The 16,585-nt window shown below is 52.3% G+C and carries 13 protein-coding genes; 9 read left to right on the forward strand and 4 right to left on the reverse strand.

Annotation, left to right across the window (positions count from 1 at the left end):
- Positions 1-74: 74 nt before the first annotated feature.
- Positions 75-1,502 (forward strand): hypothetical protein, encoded by a 1,428-nt coding sequence (locus FH871_RS23080; RefSeq protein ID WP_138993799.1) that lies wholly within the window; start codon positions 75-77, stop codon positions 1,500-1,502.
- Here FH871_RS23080 and rpiB read toward each other — a convergent pair.
- On the reverse strand, positions 1,492-1,926 hold the full coding sequence (gene rpiB, locus FH871_RS23085) for a ribose 5-phosphate isomerase B (protein WP_138993800.1): 435 nt from the start codon (positions 1,924-1,926) through the stop codon (positions 1,492-1,494). The two genes, FH871_RS23080 and rpiB, sit on opposite strands and share 11 nt — an antisense overlap.
- 349 nt (positions 1,927-2,275) lie before the next feature.
- Here rpiB and FH871_RS23090 point away from each other — a divergent pair, with 349 nt between their 5' ends.
- Complete coding sequence (locus FH871_RS23090) at positions 2,276-3,073, forward strand: TIGR00730 family Rossman fold protein (RefSeq protein ID WP_114405912.1); 798 nt, start codon at positions 2,276-2,278, stop codon at positions 3,071-3,073.
- A 138-nt stretch (positions 3,074-3,211) separates the two neighbouring features.
- On the opposite strand, the gene FH871_RS23095 is transcribed toward FH871_RS23090, so the two are convergent.
- Entirely contained in the window at positions 3,212-4,207 is a 996-nt protein-coding gene (locus tag FH871_RS23095) for a helix-hairpin-helix domain-containing protein (protein WP_138993801.1), read from the reverse strand.
- Between the two features lie 195 nt (positions 4,208-4,402).
- Between FH871_RS23095 and FH871_RS23100 the strand changes: the two genes are divergently transcribed.
- From FH871_RS23100 to FH871_RS23115, 4 genes are all read left to right on the forward strand, one after another.
- The gene (locus FH871_RS23100; RefSeq protein ID WP_138993802.1) at positions 4,403-5,284 is read left to right on the forward strand and encodes a DnaJ C-terminal domain-containing protein; all 882 of its coding nucleotides are present in this window, start codon (positions 4,403-4,405) and stop codon (positions 5,282-5,284) included.
- A gap of 11 nt (positions 5,285-5,295) precedes the next feature.
- Complete coding sequence (locus FH871_RS23105) at positions 5,296-5,595, forward strand: chaperone modulator CbpM (RefSeq protein ID WP_138993803.1); 300 nt, start codon at positions 5,296-5,298, stop codon at positions 5,593-5,595.
- A 127-nt stretch (positions 5,596-5,722) separates the two neighbouring features.
- Positions 5,723-7,222, forward strand: a complete 1,500-nt coding sequence (locus tag FH871_RS23110) for a glycine--tRNA ligase (protein ID WP_138993804.1) — start codon at positions 5,723-5,725, stop codon at positions 7,220-7,222.
- A 75-nt stretch (positions 7,223-7,297) separates the two neighbouring features.
- Complete coding sequence (locus FH871_RS23115; RefSeq protein ID WP_138993805.1) at positions 7,298-7,735, forward strand: hypothetical protein; 438 nt, start codon at positions 7,298-7,300, stop codon at positions 7,733-7,735.
- Between the two features lie 143 nt (positions 7,736-7,878).
- Here the strand turns inward: FH871_RS23115 and FH871_RS23120 are convergent, their stop codons facing one another.
- Together FH871_RS23120 and FH871_RS23125 are read right to left on the reverse strand one after the other, a co-directional pair.
- Entirely contained in the window at positions 7,879-11,718 is a 3,840-nt protein-coding gene (locus tag FH871_RS23120) for a cellulose binding domain-containing protein (protein WP_138993806.1), read from the reverse strand.
- A gap of 130 nt (positions 11,719-11,848) precedes the next feature.
- A complete protein-coding gene (locus FH871_RS23125; protein ID WP_138993807.1) occupies positions 11,849-13,258 on the reverse strand; it encodes a dicarboxylate/amino acid:cation symporter in 1,410 nt (469 codons plus the stop codon).
- Between the two features lie 199 nt (positions 13,259-13,457).
- On the opposite strand from FH871_RS23125, the gene FH871_RS23130 reads away from it, so the two are divergent.
- From FH871_RS23130 to FH871_RS23140, 3 genes are all read left to right on the forward strand, one after another.
- Positions 13,458-13,877, forward strand: a complete 420-nt coding sequence (locus tag FH871_RS23130) for an RDD family protein (RefSeq protein WP_114405920.1) — start codon at positions 13,458-13,460, stop codon at positions 13,875-13,877.
- 246 nt (positions 13,878-14,123) lie between these two features.
- Positions 14,124-15,038 (forward strand): ABC transporter ATP-binding protein, encoded by a 915-nt coding sequence (locus FH871_RS23135; protein ID WP_138993808.1) that lies wholly within the window; start codon positions 14,124-14,126, stop codon positions 15,036-15,038.
- A 105-nt stretch (positions 15,039-15,143) separates the two neighbouring features.
- Positions 15,144-16,478, forward strand: a complete 1,335-nt coding sequence (locus tag FH871_RS23140) for an ABC transporter permease (RefSeq protein ID WP_138993809.1) — start codon at positions 15,144-15,146, stop codon at positions 16,476-16,478.
- The last annotated feature ends 107 nt before the right edge of the window (positions 16,479-16,585 follow it).

A 16,585-nucleotide genomic window follows, 5' to 3' on the forward strand; every position in this document is an offset into this window, starting at 1 on the left:
TTCGACTTCTTTCACCTGAAAGGTTTAATTTCGTCGTTCCATTTCGGGTTCCATACGGTAAACCAACTAGTCGCTTGTTAAGTTTTTTTCGGGTTAACGCCACCCTTCAGATCGTCAGTCTGCTGCTTTTGCTGGTTCTGATTCGCCTGCCGTTTCTGCTGTCGGCTCCTCCGCTGCTCATTCCGGAACTGAACTGGATGCTGGTGGGGGAACAGATGAACAACGGCAATCTGCTGTATCGCGACATCTGGGACAGCGTCAGTCCGCTATCGGCGCTGGTCTACTGGCTGCTGGACCTCACCTTCGGGCGGTCGCTCCTGGCCTATCACGTAGCCGGGACGGCGGTGGCCGCTTTTCAGGTTTTTTACTTCAACTGGATGATGAACGCCCGGGATATCTACCCGGATCGCAACTGGATTCCCGGCCTGATTTACGCCTTATTTCTGAACATGTCGTTCGATTGCAGCACCCTGTCGCCGGTTTTGCTCTCCACCACCTTTCTGCTGCTGGCTTTCGGAACCATTATTAAACAGATGGACCGGCGGGGGGCCACCGATGAAGTGTTTGAAGTCGGTTTTTACATCAGTCTGGCCGCCCTGTTCTACCTGCCTTCTGCCCTGTTCATTCTCTGGGCGCTGATGGCGTTGCTGCTGTTTACCGGGGCCAGTTTCCGGCAACATTCGCTGTTGATTTTCGGTTTCGCCTTCCCGATTTTGCTGACGGTTTTGTACTATTACCTGGCCGACAGCCTCACCGACCTGAACCGCAATCTGTTGTCGTCGGTTTTTCGGGTCCGGCAATATGACCTGACCGACTTTCAGACCTTGCTGGCGTCGATGTTTCTGCCCTTTGCAATGGGTACGCTGGGGCTGCTGAGTCTGTTTCGGCAAACGACCCGGTACGTCAACTTCCAGCAACGGTGTCAGCAAATCATGATGATCTGGGCGGTTACTGCCGTGGTCTCGGTGGCACTGATGCCCTTTCTGGCACCGATGCTGTTCATCAGTTTCGTACCGGCCCTGGCTTTTTTTGCGTCCTATTACTTTCAGGGCATCCGCCGGGAGTGGATGGCCGAACTGATTTTTCTGGGCGTCTTTGTCTTTACGCTGCTCATTCTCTATCAGGGAGCCCTGGGGCTGGTTCCGAATTGGGAGTTAGGTCGACTCAGCGCGTTACAGGTCAAAACGTCGCCCATCGACCGGTACATTCAGCAACAGCGGATTCTGGTGATTGGTGAAGACATCAGTGCCTACCGGAATAACCAGGCCGCCACGCCCTATCTCAACTGGGATCTGGCCAAATACGATCTTCGCAATCTGGACAATTACGAAAGCGTGATCAGCGTTTACGACCATTTTCGCAAAGACCCGCCCAGTTACATCATCGACAAAGAAAGCGTGCTCAAAAAACTCTTCCAGCGTGCGCCTTCTCTGTCCACGATGTATGAAAAAACCGAGCTGGAAGGGGTTTACCGACGAAAAGAGGAAGCCGTCAACAACTGATTTTGCCCACGCGCGTCTGGTGACGCCCGCCTTCAAATTCTGTTTTCAGAAACACTTTCACGCATTCCAGGGCTTCTTCGGATGAAATATACCGCTCCGGCAGACACAGAATGTTAGCGTTGTTATGCTGACGGGCCAGTGCCGCCAGTTCGGGTTTCCAGCACAAAGCCGCCCGAATACCCTGGTGTTTGTTGGCCGTAATGGCCACCCCGTTGCCGCTACCGCAGACCAGAATTCCCCAGTCAAATTGATGGGCTTCAACCGCCGACGCTACCGGGTGGGCAAAATCCGGATAATCGGCCGAGGTTTCCGTATAGGTACCAAAGTCTTTCGTCGGATAGCCTTCTTTTTCCAGCCAGGCTACGATTTCCTGTTTATAGGCAAAGCCGGCATGATCGGCACCAACAGCAATGGAGGGTTTCATGGGATTTTGTTGAACAATTGAAACTAAAAGTACGATATTACGTTATTATGTTCCGGTTCTGCGTTGAGAGGCTGCTGAACCGGCATGAAAGCCGGATTTTAAACCCCGGTTCTGTCAAAATTTTGGACAAAGTAAGCGATCAAAAACGCATCATCAACGCAATTCACACTGGAAATTTTACAAACACTGGCAAAAGTAACGCCGGTTATTCTGCACAGTTTGTTTGTAAACAGACCCACCACCGGAGAAACAGGCGCTTGAACGACTCAGGAATGGATGACCGGTTTTTGTAACCGCCCTCCATCAAATCCTGATCCACAGCCTTCCCTCTCCTAAATCCTGGAAGAACATGGACGCAGAAAAAACAGTACAACGATCAGAAGCTCAGAACGTTTCCCAAATACAGAAAGATCTTAACAAACGCGACGAATTACTGCTCACCCCCGACGAGCAACGGATCAAAGAAGCCTTTCAGGACCGAAACTGGAACGAAATAAAAATTGCCGACTCCTGGGTTATTTTCAAAGTCATGGCCGAGTTCGTCGAAGGCTTCGACAAATTGGCCAAGATTGGGCCGTGTGTGTCCATCTTCGGATCGGCCCGGACCAAACCGGATAATCCGTATTACCAGATCGCCGAAGAAATTGCGGCCAAACTCGTGAAGCACGGCTATGGAGTCATCACCGGCGGGGGCCCCGGTATCATGGAAGCCGGGAACAAAGGTGCCTTCGAACAAGGCGGAAAATCGGTCGGTCTGAACATTCAGCTCCCGTTCGAACAGGAAAGCAACATCTATATCGATCCGGACAAAAACATCAATTTCGACTTCTTCTTTGTTCGGAAAGTGATGTTCGTCAAATACGCCCAGGGGTTCATTGCCCTGCCGGGCGGTTTTGGTACCCTGGACGAACTGTTCGAATCACTGACGCTGATTCAGACGAAAAAAATTGCGCGCTTCCCGATCGTTCTGGTTGGCCGGACGTTCTGGCAGGGTCTGGTTGACTGGATTGAAGAAACGATGCTGGAAAAAGAAAACAACATCAGTCCCGGCGATATGAAACTGATTTCGCTGGTTGATACGCCGGAAGAAGCCGTCAAAGCCATCGATGACTTTTACATGAAGTATTTGTTGAAGCCGAATTTTTAAGGTCATTCTTCCGAAACTTCCCGAAACCTGTCAGGTCTTGAAGACCTGGCAGGTTTTCTTTTGAATGCTACGTCGGTTTGTTGCCAAAGCTTCGGGTCTAGTACACCTGCAAGGTCTCGAAGACTTTACGGGTTTTGATCAAAACGCCAGATAAGGCGTCAGTTTTTCAATCGTTTTAGCGTCGAGAATCCGGATGTTGCGGAGGGATTCGGGCGAGGTATATGGCCCGTGTTGCGTACGGTAATTGACAATGATTTCGGCTTGCCGTTTTGAGAGATAAACGTGTCGGTCCAGTTCTTCGGCGGTGGCGGTATTGACCGCCAGCTTTTTAACCGGCGTTTGAACCTGACCGTATTTATTCAATTCTTCAAGGGCCAGCGAGTCCAGCCCATACACCTCCGCGTATTGACCCGGTGAAACAAAACCGCCCAGCGCATCCCGAAATTTTACGATCCGCCCCGCCAGTTTGGAGCCAATGCCCCGGAGCTTTTTCAATTCGGTGGTGTCGGCGGTGTTGATGTCGAAGGGTTGCAACACAGGCTTGCTGTAGCGTTCGGCAGCGTATACCGGTTTATTGGAAGCATACGATTTGTTCAGCTCCGGCTCTGCACCGGCAAACCGTTCCCGGTATTTCTCCGACGGTTTTTCAGCCCCTTCTTCAATACGCAGCCGCATATACGGTTCCAGTTCCCCATAGAGTTCCGGGGGAAAATCGTAAATTTTCAGCAAGTCCTCCTTTTTTCGAAACTGACCGCCTTTGGAACGGTAGCGAACGATGCGGTCGGCCAGCCAGCGCGGAGCCCCCAGCCGTTGCCAGCTTTCGGCATCGACAATGTTGGGATCGAACGCAAACCGCTCGGCTTTTTTGGTTTTTAAGTCGGGCTCGTAGCGCCCCGGCGTCGTTTCATGTCGTTCATCAACCTCACGGTTTTCAACTTCCAGCAAAGCCACCAGACTGTCGAGCTGTCGTTTATCAGACGCGGATGTGTCGGGAATTGAATCAGGAACCCACAGCCGGTAGGCGAGCGGCAGCAGCAACAGAAAGCCGGTGAGTGTCAGCAAGGCTAACATACCCCGTGCTTCCTGCTGGGATACTCCCAAATAATCGCGGAGTATGGCTACTGCCCTCTTCATGAACACGTTCCGGAATGGGTGGATAAGCTGGTGTCACGGAGGATATTCCCGGAACCTGTTTATTAGACGGCGGGAAATAAAAAAGTAACGGAATGCTTCAAAAAAGAAATTGCTTTTCAGAACAGATCCTTCGTACATTCAACGACTAATTCTTTCAAAGAATGGTTCTCAGGGAGTACGTTTGTTTACACCGCTATGGCATTTATTGATTATTACCAAACACTCGGCATCGAGAAAGGCGCATCGGAGGAAGCGATTAAAAAGGCTTACCGGAAACTGGCCCGAAAATACCATCCGGATCTCAACCCCAACGACAAGGAAGCCAACACCAAATTCCAGCAAATCAACGAAGCCAATGAGGTGTTGAGCGATCCGGAGAAACGGAAGAAATACGATCAATACGGGGAAGACTGGAAACATGCCGAGCAGTTTGAACAGGCCCGACAGTCGCAGCAACGGAGCAATCCGGGTGGGCAGCGGTCTTCCGGCGAACCTTTTTCCGGGGGTGGTTTCTCCGAGTTTTTCGAATCGTTCTTTGGCGAACAGCCCCGCAGCGGTCGGCAGGCCCAGTTTCGGGGGCAGGACTACACCGCCGAGCTGCACATCAGTTTGCGGGAAGCCTACCAGACCCACCAGCACACACTCACGGTGAACGGGAAAAACATCCGCATCACCGTTCCGGCCGGCATTGCCAACGGACAGGTGATCAAGCTCAAAGGCCAGGGCGGGCCAGGGGCCAACGGTGGCCCGGCGGGGGATCTGTACATTACGTTTGTCATCGCCGACGATCCGGTTTTCAAACGCGTGAACGATGATCTCCACCTGACCGTTGACCTGGATTTATATACGGCGGTTTTGGGTGGTGAACTCACCATCGAGACGCTGAGCGGCAAAGTAAAACTGAAAGTAAGTCCCGAAACGCAGAACGGAACGAAGGTGCGACTGAAAGGCAAAGGCTTCCCGGTTTATAAACAGGATGGCCAGTTTGGCGATTTATACGTCACGTATTCCGTCAAAATTCCGACCGGTTTAACGGACAAACAAAAAGAATTATTCAAGGAAATTTCTCAATTGTAATTGCTTGTGTTATGCAACCGGAAGAGGTGATTCTTGTTGAAGACTACTGTCTGAACTACGCGATTGAAGAAACGTTTGTGTTCTCGCTGGAAGAATACGGCCTGGTCGAGCTGGTCGATGCGGACGACCGGAAGTGGATTCCCCTCCACCAATTGCAGGTGATCGAAAAATTCAGCCACTTGTATTACGAGTTGGACATCAATATCGACGGGATCGACGCGATCAGTCATCTGCTCCGGAAAGTGGAATCGATGCAGGAAGAGATTCGGTTGCTTAAAAGCCGGTTGCGTGTGTATGAAGAAAGGTCGTAACGTTTGTTCATTTTTCGAAACCGTCTCTGTGCCAATTGCCCTTTTACCGAATACGGTTTTGGTGTTCAACTCAAAAGTATAAATTTTTTGTCAGGCGACTGGTCTAAATCCGTATTTTTGCGCCACCATGGAAGACGCAAAACCGAAACAGGCACCCGCCACCTCTCTGCAAGACATTATCTCCCACGCCAAAGAATACGGCTTCGTGTTCCCGTCCAGCGAAATTTACGACGGGTTACAGGCGGTTTACGACTACGGTCAGAACGGCGTTGAACTGAAAAACAACCTCAAATCGGTGTGGTGGAAGGCCATGACGCAACTCAACGACAACGTCGTGGGCATCGATGCGTCCATTTTCATGCACCCGCTGACGTGGAAAGCGTCGGGGCACGTGGACTCCTTCAACGACCCGATGATCGATAACAAGGATTCCAAAAAACGCTACCGCGCCGACCAGTTGCTCGAACTGAAAGCTGAGGAATATGCCGCCAATGGCCAACCCGAAAAGGGCCACGCCCTGCTGATGGAGATGGGCCGGTTACTGGGCGAAAACGACCTCGACGCCGTTCGCGAACTGATCATCAGCGAAGGCATCGTCGATCCGATTTCCAAAACCGCCAACTGGACCGAAGTGCGGCAATTCAACCTGATGTTCTCGACGCAGGTAGGTTCGGTGGCCGAAGATTCCAGCCTGATTTACCTCCGTCCCGAAACCGCCCAGGGTATTTTTGTCAACTTCCTGAACGTCCAGAAAACCGGTCGGATGAAGATTCCGTTCGGAATTGCCCAGATCGGCAAGGCGTTTCGGAACGAGATCGTGGCCCGGCAGTTTACGTTCCGGATGCGTGAGTTCGAACAAATGGAAATGCAGTTTTTCGTCCGCCCCGGCACCGAAATGGAGTGGTACGAAAAATGGAAAGCCGCCCGGCTGAACTTCCACAAAGCCGTCGGTTTACCCGCCGAAAAACTCAAATTTCACGTTCACGAAAAGCTGGCCCACTACGCCAACGCAGCGGTCGACATTGAATACCAGTTTCCGTTTGGCTTCCGCGAAATGGAAGGCATTCACTCCCGGACTGATTTTGACCTGAAAAGCCACCAGGAACTGAGCCGGAAAAAGCAGCAGTACTTCGACAACGACCTCGACGAAAACGGCAAACCGTTTGGCAACTACATTCCGTATGTAGTTGAAACGTCCGTCGGCGCCGACCGCCTGTTTCTGGCGGTATTCTGCAATGCGTTTACGGAAGAAGTGGTGGGCGAAGGCGACACCCAGAAAACCCGGACATACCTGAAACTGCACCCGGCCCTCGCTCCGGTGAAAGCCGCCATCTTCCCGCTCATGCGGAGAGACGGTTTGCCCGAAAAAGCAACGCAGATTCTCAAGCTGTTACGCAGCGATTTCCGGGTCATTTACGAAGAACGCGATGCCATCGGCAAACGCTATACCCGCCAGGATCTGATCGGAACGCCGTTCTGCATCGCCGTCGATTACCAGACACTGGAGGACGATACCGTCACGATTCGTCACCGCGACACGACCGAGCAAATCCGGATGCCCATCAGCGAACTGAAGCAGCACATCGGACAGGCGGTTTCGATGGAGCGGATTCTGGAACAACTCTAGGTTTCGGTACCCACGGATTGAGTCCCTGTTTTTTTCACTATCTCAAAAAACGCGGGCTTCAGTCCGTGGGCACCTATGAAAATCGCTATTTACACCTCCGTTCAGCAGGAATACCGACGCGTGTGGGCGGGCTTCACCCGGCAATTGTTCGACCAGCTCAGTCCGCCGTTTCCGCCCGTTGATGTCGTTCGGTTTGATGGCTGTCTGAAAGGGGATACCGTGCATTTACGGCTCAATTTTCTGCTTTTCAAACAGGACTGGATCAGTTTGATCATCGAGCAACAGGAAACCGGTCAGGAGATTTATTTCATCGACAAAGGCACCAAACTGCCGTTTTTCCTCTCCTACTGGCACCACAAACACCGCATCATCCGGGATGGCAACCACACCCGCATTGCCGACGAAATCACCTTCCGAACACCCACTTTGTTGACGGATTTTCTGCTTTATCCAGTTTTTTACGGTTTGTTTGCCTATCGGGGACCGGTTTATAAACGTATTTTCAAACCCTGACAGGGTTTGAAAATTTGATTTTACACTAGAATTCCAGATCGGTAGATTCTTAAAAAGGAAAACTCCTGACAAAGCGCCGTGCTGTTGTCAGGAGTTTTTTGGTGTGACGGTCGTTCAACCGCTGACAGGGCCTAAGGCCGCTGTCAGGGTTTCACTATTTTGATCAAGCGGGACTGTTGTCCGGCCTGGGCGCGAAGCAGGTAGAGACCAGCCGCCTGGTGACGAACAGTCATCGTCTGGCGTTGCCGCTGGCCCGTTGCTGGAATCGCATGTTGCAAAATCGTACGACCTTGTAGATCCGTTAGCTGAAAGTGAACCTCCTCGCCTGCCGGTGCCGAAAACTCTACGTCGAAGACGTCTGAAACCGGGTTGGATAACACCCGAACGTGCAGTCCTTCGCTCGTTTCAGCGGCTGATACCCGCGCTCCGGACGCAACGGCTGGCTCGGTTCCGTACACCAGATTGCCCTGATAATAAACCGTAATGCGATCGTTTTCGGAGAAAGGTGCGGCCGCTTTGTACGAGTAGTCATCCGTTTCCACGAAATTTGACCAGTTGGCTTTCGAAATCCGGTACTGAATGTTCCCCGTATTGCTGAGCGGATACAAGGTGCCAACCGCCGGATTCACCTTTAGTTCCAGGTAGGTTTCGGCACCCGTCCGCACGGGATTGACCGGAACGAATTGGCCCGTCACGTTGGCATTACCGAGTTTGGCGTAGTCGATGAAGTAATTCAGACTGGCGGTCCCTTCGGGCGTAAACCAGTAGCGCACCGTTAGGTCGCCATACGCCAGCGGCACATTGCCTTCGTTGCTGACTTTCAGATAGGTACTGATCGAATTGGAATTCGGTTTGTTGTTTTTGTTCTCCGAAAGCACCTTCAGTTTGACCAAAGCCGGAGCAATGGGCGGCTCTTCCCCCCACACCAGCGTGCCGTTGCGATACACCGTTATACGATCTGTCAGGGCGTAGTTAGTATTGGTTCGATAGGAGTAATCATCGGTTTCGCTCAGATCGGCCCAGTCTTTGTTCGCAATCCGGGTTTGAATCGGCCCGGAAGTACCGCCCACGGCCAGACTGCCCGCTGAGGGATCAAAACCGTATTCCACGTATCCATTGGCCCCATTCCGGGCGGGTGCATCCTGCCGGACATAGGTCATTTTCACTTTGTTATTCCCCAACTGCGCATAATCGATAAAGGTGTTGATGCCCGCGTAATTTTCCGCCGTAAACCAGTAGCGAACCGTCAATTCGCTGTAAGGCACGGCGGTTATTCCCTCGTTGACCAGTTTCAGATACGGTTTGATCTGGTTGTTGGTAGCCTGATCGTTTCCGTTATCGCCGTTCTGGTATTGAACTTTCACCTGCGTCAACTGCGACAGATCGAAACGCGCCAGCACCGGAACGTGGTCGGAGGTCGTATTGCCATAGTCAGGAATTGTCAGATACGGTGTTCCAACCCCCGCCGAACCGGCGAGGTAAGCCGGTGCTAACTCATTGGAAACCATGATGTGATCGATCACGTTGTCTTCCGTCAGGTACGTCCGAAAACCGTTGTCACTCAGCACCCGGGTTACGCCCGTAAAACCAGCGGCATCGTCGGTAAATGGTTTGTAGGTCGTTTCGGTCGGAGCGACATCGGCCACGGTCCGGTCGAGGTCGTCGTTGAAGTCTCCCGCCAGAATCAGCAGATCGTTCGGATACTGCGCTTTGAGCGTATCATACAACACCTGCACATCGTACTTCCGGCGGTTATACGCCACCAGCGCGTTGGCCCCGCCTTCGTTGGCTTTGGCGTGAAGACCAATTACGTTGACCTGCTTGCTCACCCCGGCCACCGTCACGTTGAATTTCCACAAATACGGATACCGCCCGGATGCCCAGAAATTGTCAACGGCGGTCGGATAACCCGTGAGATTCTCCACTTTTTCCATCAACGGTTTTTGAGAAACCAGCGTTGCTACGTCCGACTTATACAGGATACAAACCCGTTGTGTGTTGGCGGGTAAGGTGCCCGTCGGTGTCGCCGGGTTGGCCGGAATTTCGTGACCCGGATTGTTGGAAACGAAGGGCGAGCAATTTCCCTGATACCCCGGCAGGCCCGCCAGCAAGCTCGCAATGGCATTGTCCGACGAGATTTCTTCCAGAACAATGATGTCCGATTGCAGACTGTTCAGGACTGAAATGGCATTGGTCACCTGCTGCGCTTCATTTGTCGGGCCGTTGCCGGTGCTTCCCAGCCATTCGATGTTCCAGGTGGCTACGTCGAGCGTCTGACTCCGGTCAATTGATCCCCCCGCCAGCACATAGGGCGCGGCACCCGGCAGATCCTGCGTCGAGCGCGGCAGCAATTGCGTGAGGGTGTTGAACCGACCGACCACCCCGGTGATAGCCGCCGGATTGGCAGGGTTGGTATTGCCGGGAATGTTCGTCCCCCGGTTGATCCGCACTTCCTGCGTACCGCTGCCATCCTGTAGCCGGAAATTGGCATCGGGCGTTAGTACAAAAACCGGGTTGGGCGACGCCACTGTCGTATTCGGACGAATGACGGCGGCATTCACCGTCACCAGTTGCCCTTCAAAATCAGGCAGTTGGGTGGTTGTTACTACCTTGGGAATCAGCGGCCCCTGTGAACCGAAGCTGGTGAACGTAACCGCTCCCGAAACCTGCTTGTTGCTGTTGAAAGCGCCAATCGTTCCGCCCGTAATCTGAACCGAGTCGCCAATCTGAACGCTGCTGCGGAAAGCCGCATTGAAAATCGCAATCCCGCCCGTCGGGTCCTGAATGTAGGCCACGTCGTTGAACTGGTTGCTGACCGTTACCCGACCCGCAATTTTGCCGCCCGGCAATGCGGAGATTGGCGTATTCACCGGCTGGCTTCGGGCCAGGGCGATGCTGGCAATGGTATTGGGATCATACACCGTTCCGCTGACGGTTACATCGAACGATACCGAACCACTGACATTGGTAACATTTCCAGCTGGCGTTCCCTGAGCGGTTCCGGTTAGCCGGACGTTGATCGGGGTGGCGGCCACACTGCTATTCGAGAGCGGCAACGTCAGGGAAGATGTGTAGGTGTTGCCCGTACTGATTTCAAAACCGGCAGGTGCCGTGATCAGCACATCGGCAGTCAGGTTTGTCCCGGAAACCGTGTAGGATTTGGGCGTTGAGGCAGTTCCTTCCGAGGTGGTAAAGCCTGACAAGGTGGGCGGGTTTACCGAAAGAACCGGCGTTGGCGTACCTCCGCCTTCGATGGTTGCGGTGATGCTCAGGTCGTCGATGGCCAACCCGTGATCCGAACCGGTGTGGTCGGGATCATACCACCGCAGCATGATTTCACTGCCCGGCGCAACCGACAAGCCACTGATCGTGAAGCTCTTGGCCTGGCGATTGGCATTGCCATCAATGGCTCCCGCCGTACCGCCCGAAACCGAGTTGGAGAAGTTTAATTCAGGAACGGCGGTGTAACTGGTCGGAACCGCCCCACCCGCCGGGCTGGTGGTTTCAATGGCGGAGGTCGAAATCAAATACGAAAACTGAACGACCTGCGGATCAACGGCGGCACTGTTCCGCCACTGCTCTCCGTTGTAATTTACGGTCAGCGCGGTAATCGTCGTACCGGTTTCATTTTTCAGGCGGTATCCGTACGTAAAATTTCCGGCAGCCGCATTACCGGAACCGACGGAGCCCAAAGCCCGGTCGGCGCTGGTTCCGAAGCTGTTCAGTGCCCCGGCATTGGAACTTCCGGTGCCAGCCACGATGGTGGTGCCGGTTCCGGTTCGTTCACCGTACACGCCGGGAATGGTGCTGTTCTGGCTAAAAACCGGCGAACCACTGGCGGGCAGGGCATCCAGGTTTTCGGTTCGGGTCAGATTCCCAACCGTGAAGGAAACCTGGGCGAAGGTGTTTGCCTGTACGGCAAACAGCAACAAAATGAGGACTAAAAAGTCCTTGATGAAGTGTCGTAAAAGTGGATGAAGCATACGGATAGCGTTGTTTATTACAAAACTATGACGCCATGCCAATATCCAATGTTACCTCTTCATTAATTCTGAAAACATGTTATTAAATCGTCCCATTCAGCTTTAAAACCGCCCTTGTTCCCTGTTTCCGCTACACTTTCCCCTCGATTTCCAGTGCTTCATCTTCGGCTTCGATGGTCGAACCGTTTTCGTCAAACTCCCCTTCCCAGCGGGCGATGACCACCGTTGCCAGACAGTTTCCAATCACGTTGACGGATGTCCGGGCCATGTCCATCAATTCATCGATACCGAGAATGATAAACACCGGCTCCACCGGCAGACCGAATGATGCCAGCGTTCCGAGCAGGATGACGAGCGTGGCCCGCGGCACCCCCGCGACGCCCTTGCTGGTCAGCATCAGGGTGAAAACCATCAGCAATTGCTGACTGAACGACATTTCGATTCCGGCGGCCTGGGCCACAAAAACCGACGCCAGAGACAGGTAAAGTGTGGAGCCATCGAGGTTGAAACTGTAGCCCGTCGGCATCACGAAGGCCACGATTTTGCGGGGAACACCCAGGCGCGTCATGGCTTCCATCGCTTTCGGCAAGGCGGCTTCCGAACTGGTGGTGGCAAAGGCAATCGAAACCGGTTCGACCAGCGCCTGAATGAATTTTTTAATGGGTACTTTGGCAATCAGCGCCACCGGAAACAACACCAGCAACAGGAACGCCAGCAGGGCCAGGTAGAGCGTTGCCAGCAATTGAAAGAGGTTCACCAGAATGCCCAGCCCCATGTGTCCGACGGTGTAGGCGATGGCCGCACCGACCCCGATGGGAGCGAAATACATGATGATGGATGTGAATTTGAACATCACTTCCGACAGACTCTCGGCAAATTTCAGCACCGGCCGACGGTAATGCTCCTTCGTAACAGCGAGCGCAATGGCAAACAATACGCTAAAAACAACGATCTGGAGGACTTCGCCATTGGCGATGGATTTGGCGATGTTTTCGGGAAAAATATGCAGAACAACGTCTGAAATCGACTGTTTGGCGACATCCGGCAGTTTTTCTCCACCGGCTACTTCCGGCAGGGTAATGCCAACACCGGCTTTGCTGATGTTGATAGCGGCCAGACCAATAAATAGCGCGATGGTCGTCACCACCTCAAAATAGAGCAGCGATTTCCAGCCCATCCGGCCCACTTGTTTCAAATCGGAATGCCCCGCAATACCGACCACCAGCGTACCAAACAGCAGCGGAGCAATGATCGTTTTGATCAGCCGCAGAAAAATCTGACTCAAAACCCGCAGATTAACAGCGGCTTCGGGAAAGTCATTGCCGATTTCCGCCCCTACCACCATCGAGATCAGAATCCAGGCCGTCAGCGATTTCTTGCGAATACCGTAATAAATCAACCCCACGATCGCCAGCCAACGTACCACCAGCAGCAGCGTTGTCGGAAGCGCAATCCAGTTCAGATCGGTCAGAACGGTCAGCACAGCCGCCAGGGTAAAAGGAATCAGGGTAATCAGGAGTAAAGATCGATTGTTCTGCATAGCCGGTTTTTACGGTAGAATCTATTTTGCTGCAAGTATCTTACATCATTTTTAATTTCAAAACAAACCCGGACACTTTCTTTGATTAATTCACCAAATAGACTGCTGCACAATATTTTAAGCAGATGTTTGGATTTGTTCCGTGACATTGTGTACGTTAGGTCTGTTTTTCAATCTCTTACTCCTTAACCTCTTTTTTATGCAACCCGTATATAATACGCCTTCTACCCAGGTCAAAGCCGACCCCGGTCAACGATTCGTTGCCGCCCTGATCGACGGCTTTGTGGCTTACATTCCTTTTCTCATTCTGACGGTCGTCAGTTACCGGCTCGCCATGATCGGCTGGATTTTCTTACTGGGCTATCAGCTCACCAAAGATGCGTTGCCGGAAGTGGGCGGTTTTCTGGGCGGACAAAGCGTCGGCAAAAAAATAATGAAGATAAAAGTCATTAAAGAAGATACCGGTCAGGGCATTCTGGGTGATTACGGCACCGCCATCGTGCGGCAGGTATCCCTGATGATTCCCATTTTCGGAATTGTCGATGCCTTCATGGTGCTCGGTGACGACCGGAAGCGGTTTGGCGACAAATGGGCCAAAACCATCGTGGTCAAAGCCTGATCGATTCTAAAAAAAACCGGGGCAATGTTTGAAAACCGCTGCCCCGGTTTTTTAATGCGCAATGCCGACTGAACAAATGCTTTCGCCTGTTCAATGGTCATTACTACTTTTTGATTAAATTACCCGGAAAACTGGCCGATAAACCCATTCTGCAGCCATTTGTCCCAAAACCGGGTTAAGCCAACCGGAGGCTTCTATCTTCGTACCCGGAATCCATTACGCATCCGGGCTTTTTTTAACCTATCTATGAACATTCTTGAAACCCGCCACATTGTCAAACAATACGCACAACACCGGGCTTTAGACGACGTCAGCATCGACATTCCGCGCGGGCAGATCTTCGGTCTGCTCGGACCCAACGGCGCCGGTAAAACCTCCCTCATCCGGATTATCAACCAGATCACCGGCCCCGACGAAGGCGAAGTTTTTTTCGACGGCAAACCGCTCGGTCCCGAACACATCAGCCGCATCGGGTATCTACCCGAAGAACGCGGCTTGTACAAAAAAATGAAGGTCGGCGAACAACTGCTGTATCTGGCTCAACTCAAGGGCCTAAGCGAACGGCAGGCGATGGACAAACTGAAAGCCTGGTTCATCAAATTCGACATCAAGACGTGGTGGACCAAAAACGTGGAGGATCTGTCGAAAGGGATGCAGCAGAAAATTCAGTTTGTGGCCACGGTGCTGCACGAACCGGATCTGATTATTCTCGACGAACCTTTCTCCGGTTTCGACCCGATCAATGCCAACCTGATCAAAGACGAAATTCTGGAACTGCGCGAAAAAGGTAGCACCATCATTTTCTCGACGCACCGCATGGAATCCGTCGAAGAACTCTGCGACCACATTGCGCTGATTCACCGCTCTAAAAAAGTCCTCGACGGCCCGAAGAAAGCCATCAAGGAACAGTTCAAAACCCATACCTACCACGTTGAATACCAGGGTGTTTTGAATGACCTCAATCCGGCGTATACAGTTTTGGATAAAAAAACGCTGGAAGATGGTTACCTGCGCGCCAATATCCGGATTCCGCGCGACGCAGCCGTCAACGAGCTGGTTCGTGACCTCATCGACCACGTGAACGTGCGTGCCTTTGGCGAAAACATTCCTTCCATGAACGACATCTTCATCAAAGCCGTCGGCGAAGTTCCCACAACTTAATTTTGAATGCGTGAATGATAGAATGAGTGAATAGTTTCGCCAGAGGGCGGCTTTCACCAAACTATTCACTCATTCGCACATTCACTCATTCACTCATTGACTGTCATGAAAATAATTTTCCTCATTCTGAAGCGCGAATACCTGGTACGGGTTAAGAAAAAGTCTTTTCTGATTATGACCCTGGTGACGCCCCTGCTGGTTTCCTGCATCTGGCTCATCCCGATTTTTTTCGCCATGCGCGACATCGACCAGAAAAAAATCGAAGTGATCGACGAAACCGGCAAGTTTGCAAGCACCTTTAAAAACACCAAAGAACTGGTTTTCCAGCCGGTTAAAACGCCGGTTGAACAAGCCAAGAAAGACTTCGGTAAAAGTGGCTACGACGTGTTGGTTCACATCCCGGCTTCCATTCTGGAGAACCCGAAAAGCCTGAAGATATACGCCGAGAAAAACGTCAGCCTGGAGGTGAAAAACGGGATTGAAAAAGCCATCGAGCAGGAAATCGAGAATATCCGGTTGCTCGACGCCGGGATTGACCGCAAGGTGCTCGAAAGCACGAAGGTGGACGTGTCGTCGGACACGTACAGCCTGAGCGACGAAGGCGAAAAGGACAGCAGTTCGGGGGCGGCCACGGGCATTGGCTACCTGTGCGCGTTCATCATTTACATCGCCATTTTCATTTATGGGGTGCAGGTGATGCGGGGCGTTATGGAAGAAAAAACCAACCGCATTGTGGAAGTGATCATCTCGTCGGTCAAACCGTTCCAGTTGATGGCGGGAAAAATTACCGGCGTTGCGCTGGTGGGTCTGACGCAGTTTCTGCTCTGGATTTTGCTCACCTTCGGGATTTCATCCGTCATGTCGAACGTACTGGGCATGGAAAGTCTGGGACCGCAGAAACGGGTTGAACAAATGGCCCAGCAGCCCGGTGTGGCGCAGGCTCCGGCGGTTGACAAACCCAAAACAGAACAAAAAAGCAGCCCGGTGACGGCGATTTTCAAAGCTGTCAGCACCCTGAACATTCCGCTGATTATTGGCTGTTTCCTCATTTATTTCATCGGTGGCTACCTGATTTACAGTGCGTTGTTTGCGGCCGTGGGGTCTGCCGTCGATAGCGACACGGATGTTCAGCAGTTTATGTTTCCGATCACCATTCCACTGGTTCTGTCGTTTATCATGGCGCAGTTCATCATCCGCGAACCCGACGGCGCGGTGGCTTTCTGGATGTCGATGATTCCCTTCACCTCGCCCATCATCATGATGGTTCGCATTCCGTTCGGCGTTCCGGCCTGGGAAATTGTGCTGTCGGTCACGTTGCTCATCGGCGGTTTTCTGGGAACCGCCTGGCTGGCCGCCCGAATCTACCGCGTCGGCATTCTGATGTACGGCAAAAAACCGTCGTATAAAGAGTTGGTGAAATGGGTGTTTTACAAGGCTTGAAAGTGAATGATGAGCTATGAATGATGAGTTGTGAATGATGAACGATGAATGATGAATGATGAACGATGAATTACAGCGTCAGCCCATTCATAACTCATCATTCATAA

Origin of the sequence: Larkinella sp. C7 (assembly GCF_006149005.1) — a bacterium.
Lineage (GTDB): Bacteria > Bacteroidota > Bacteroidia > Cytophagales > Spirosomataceae > Larkinella.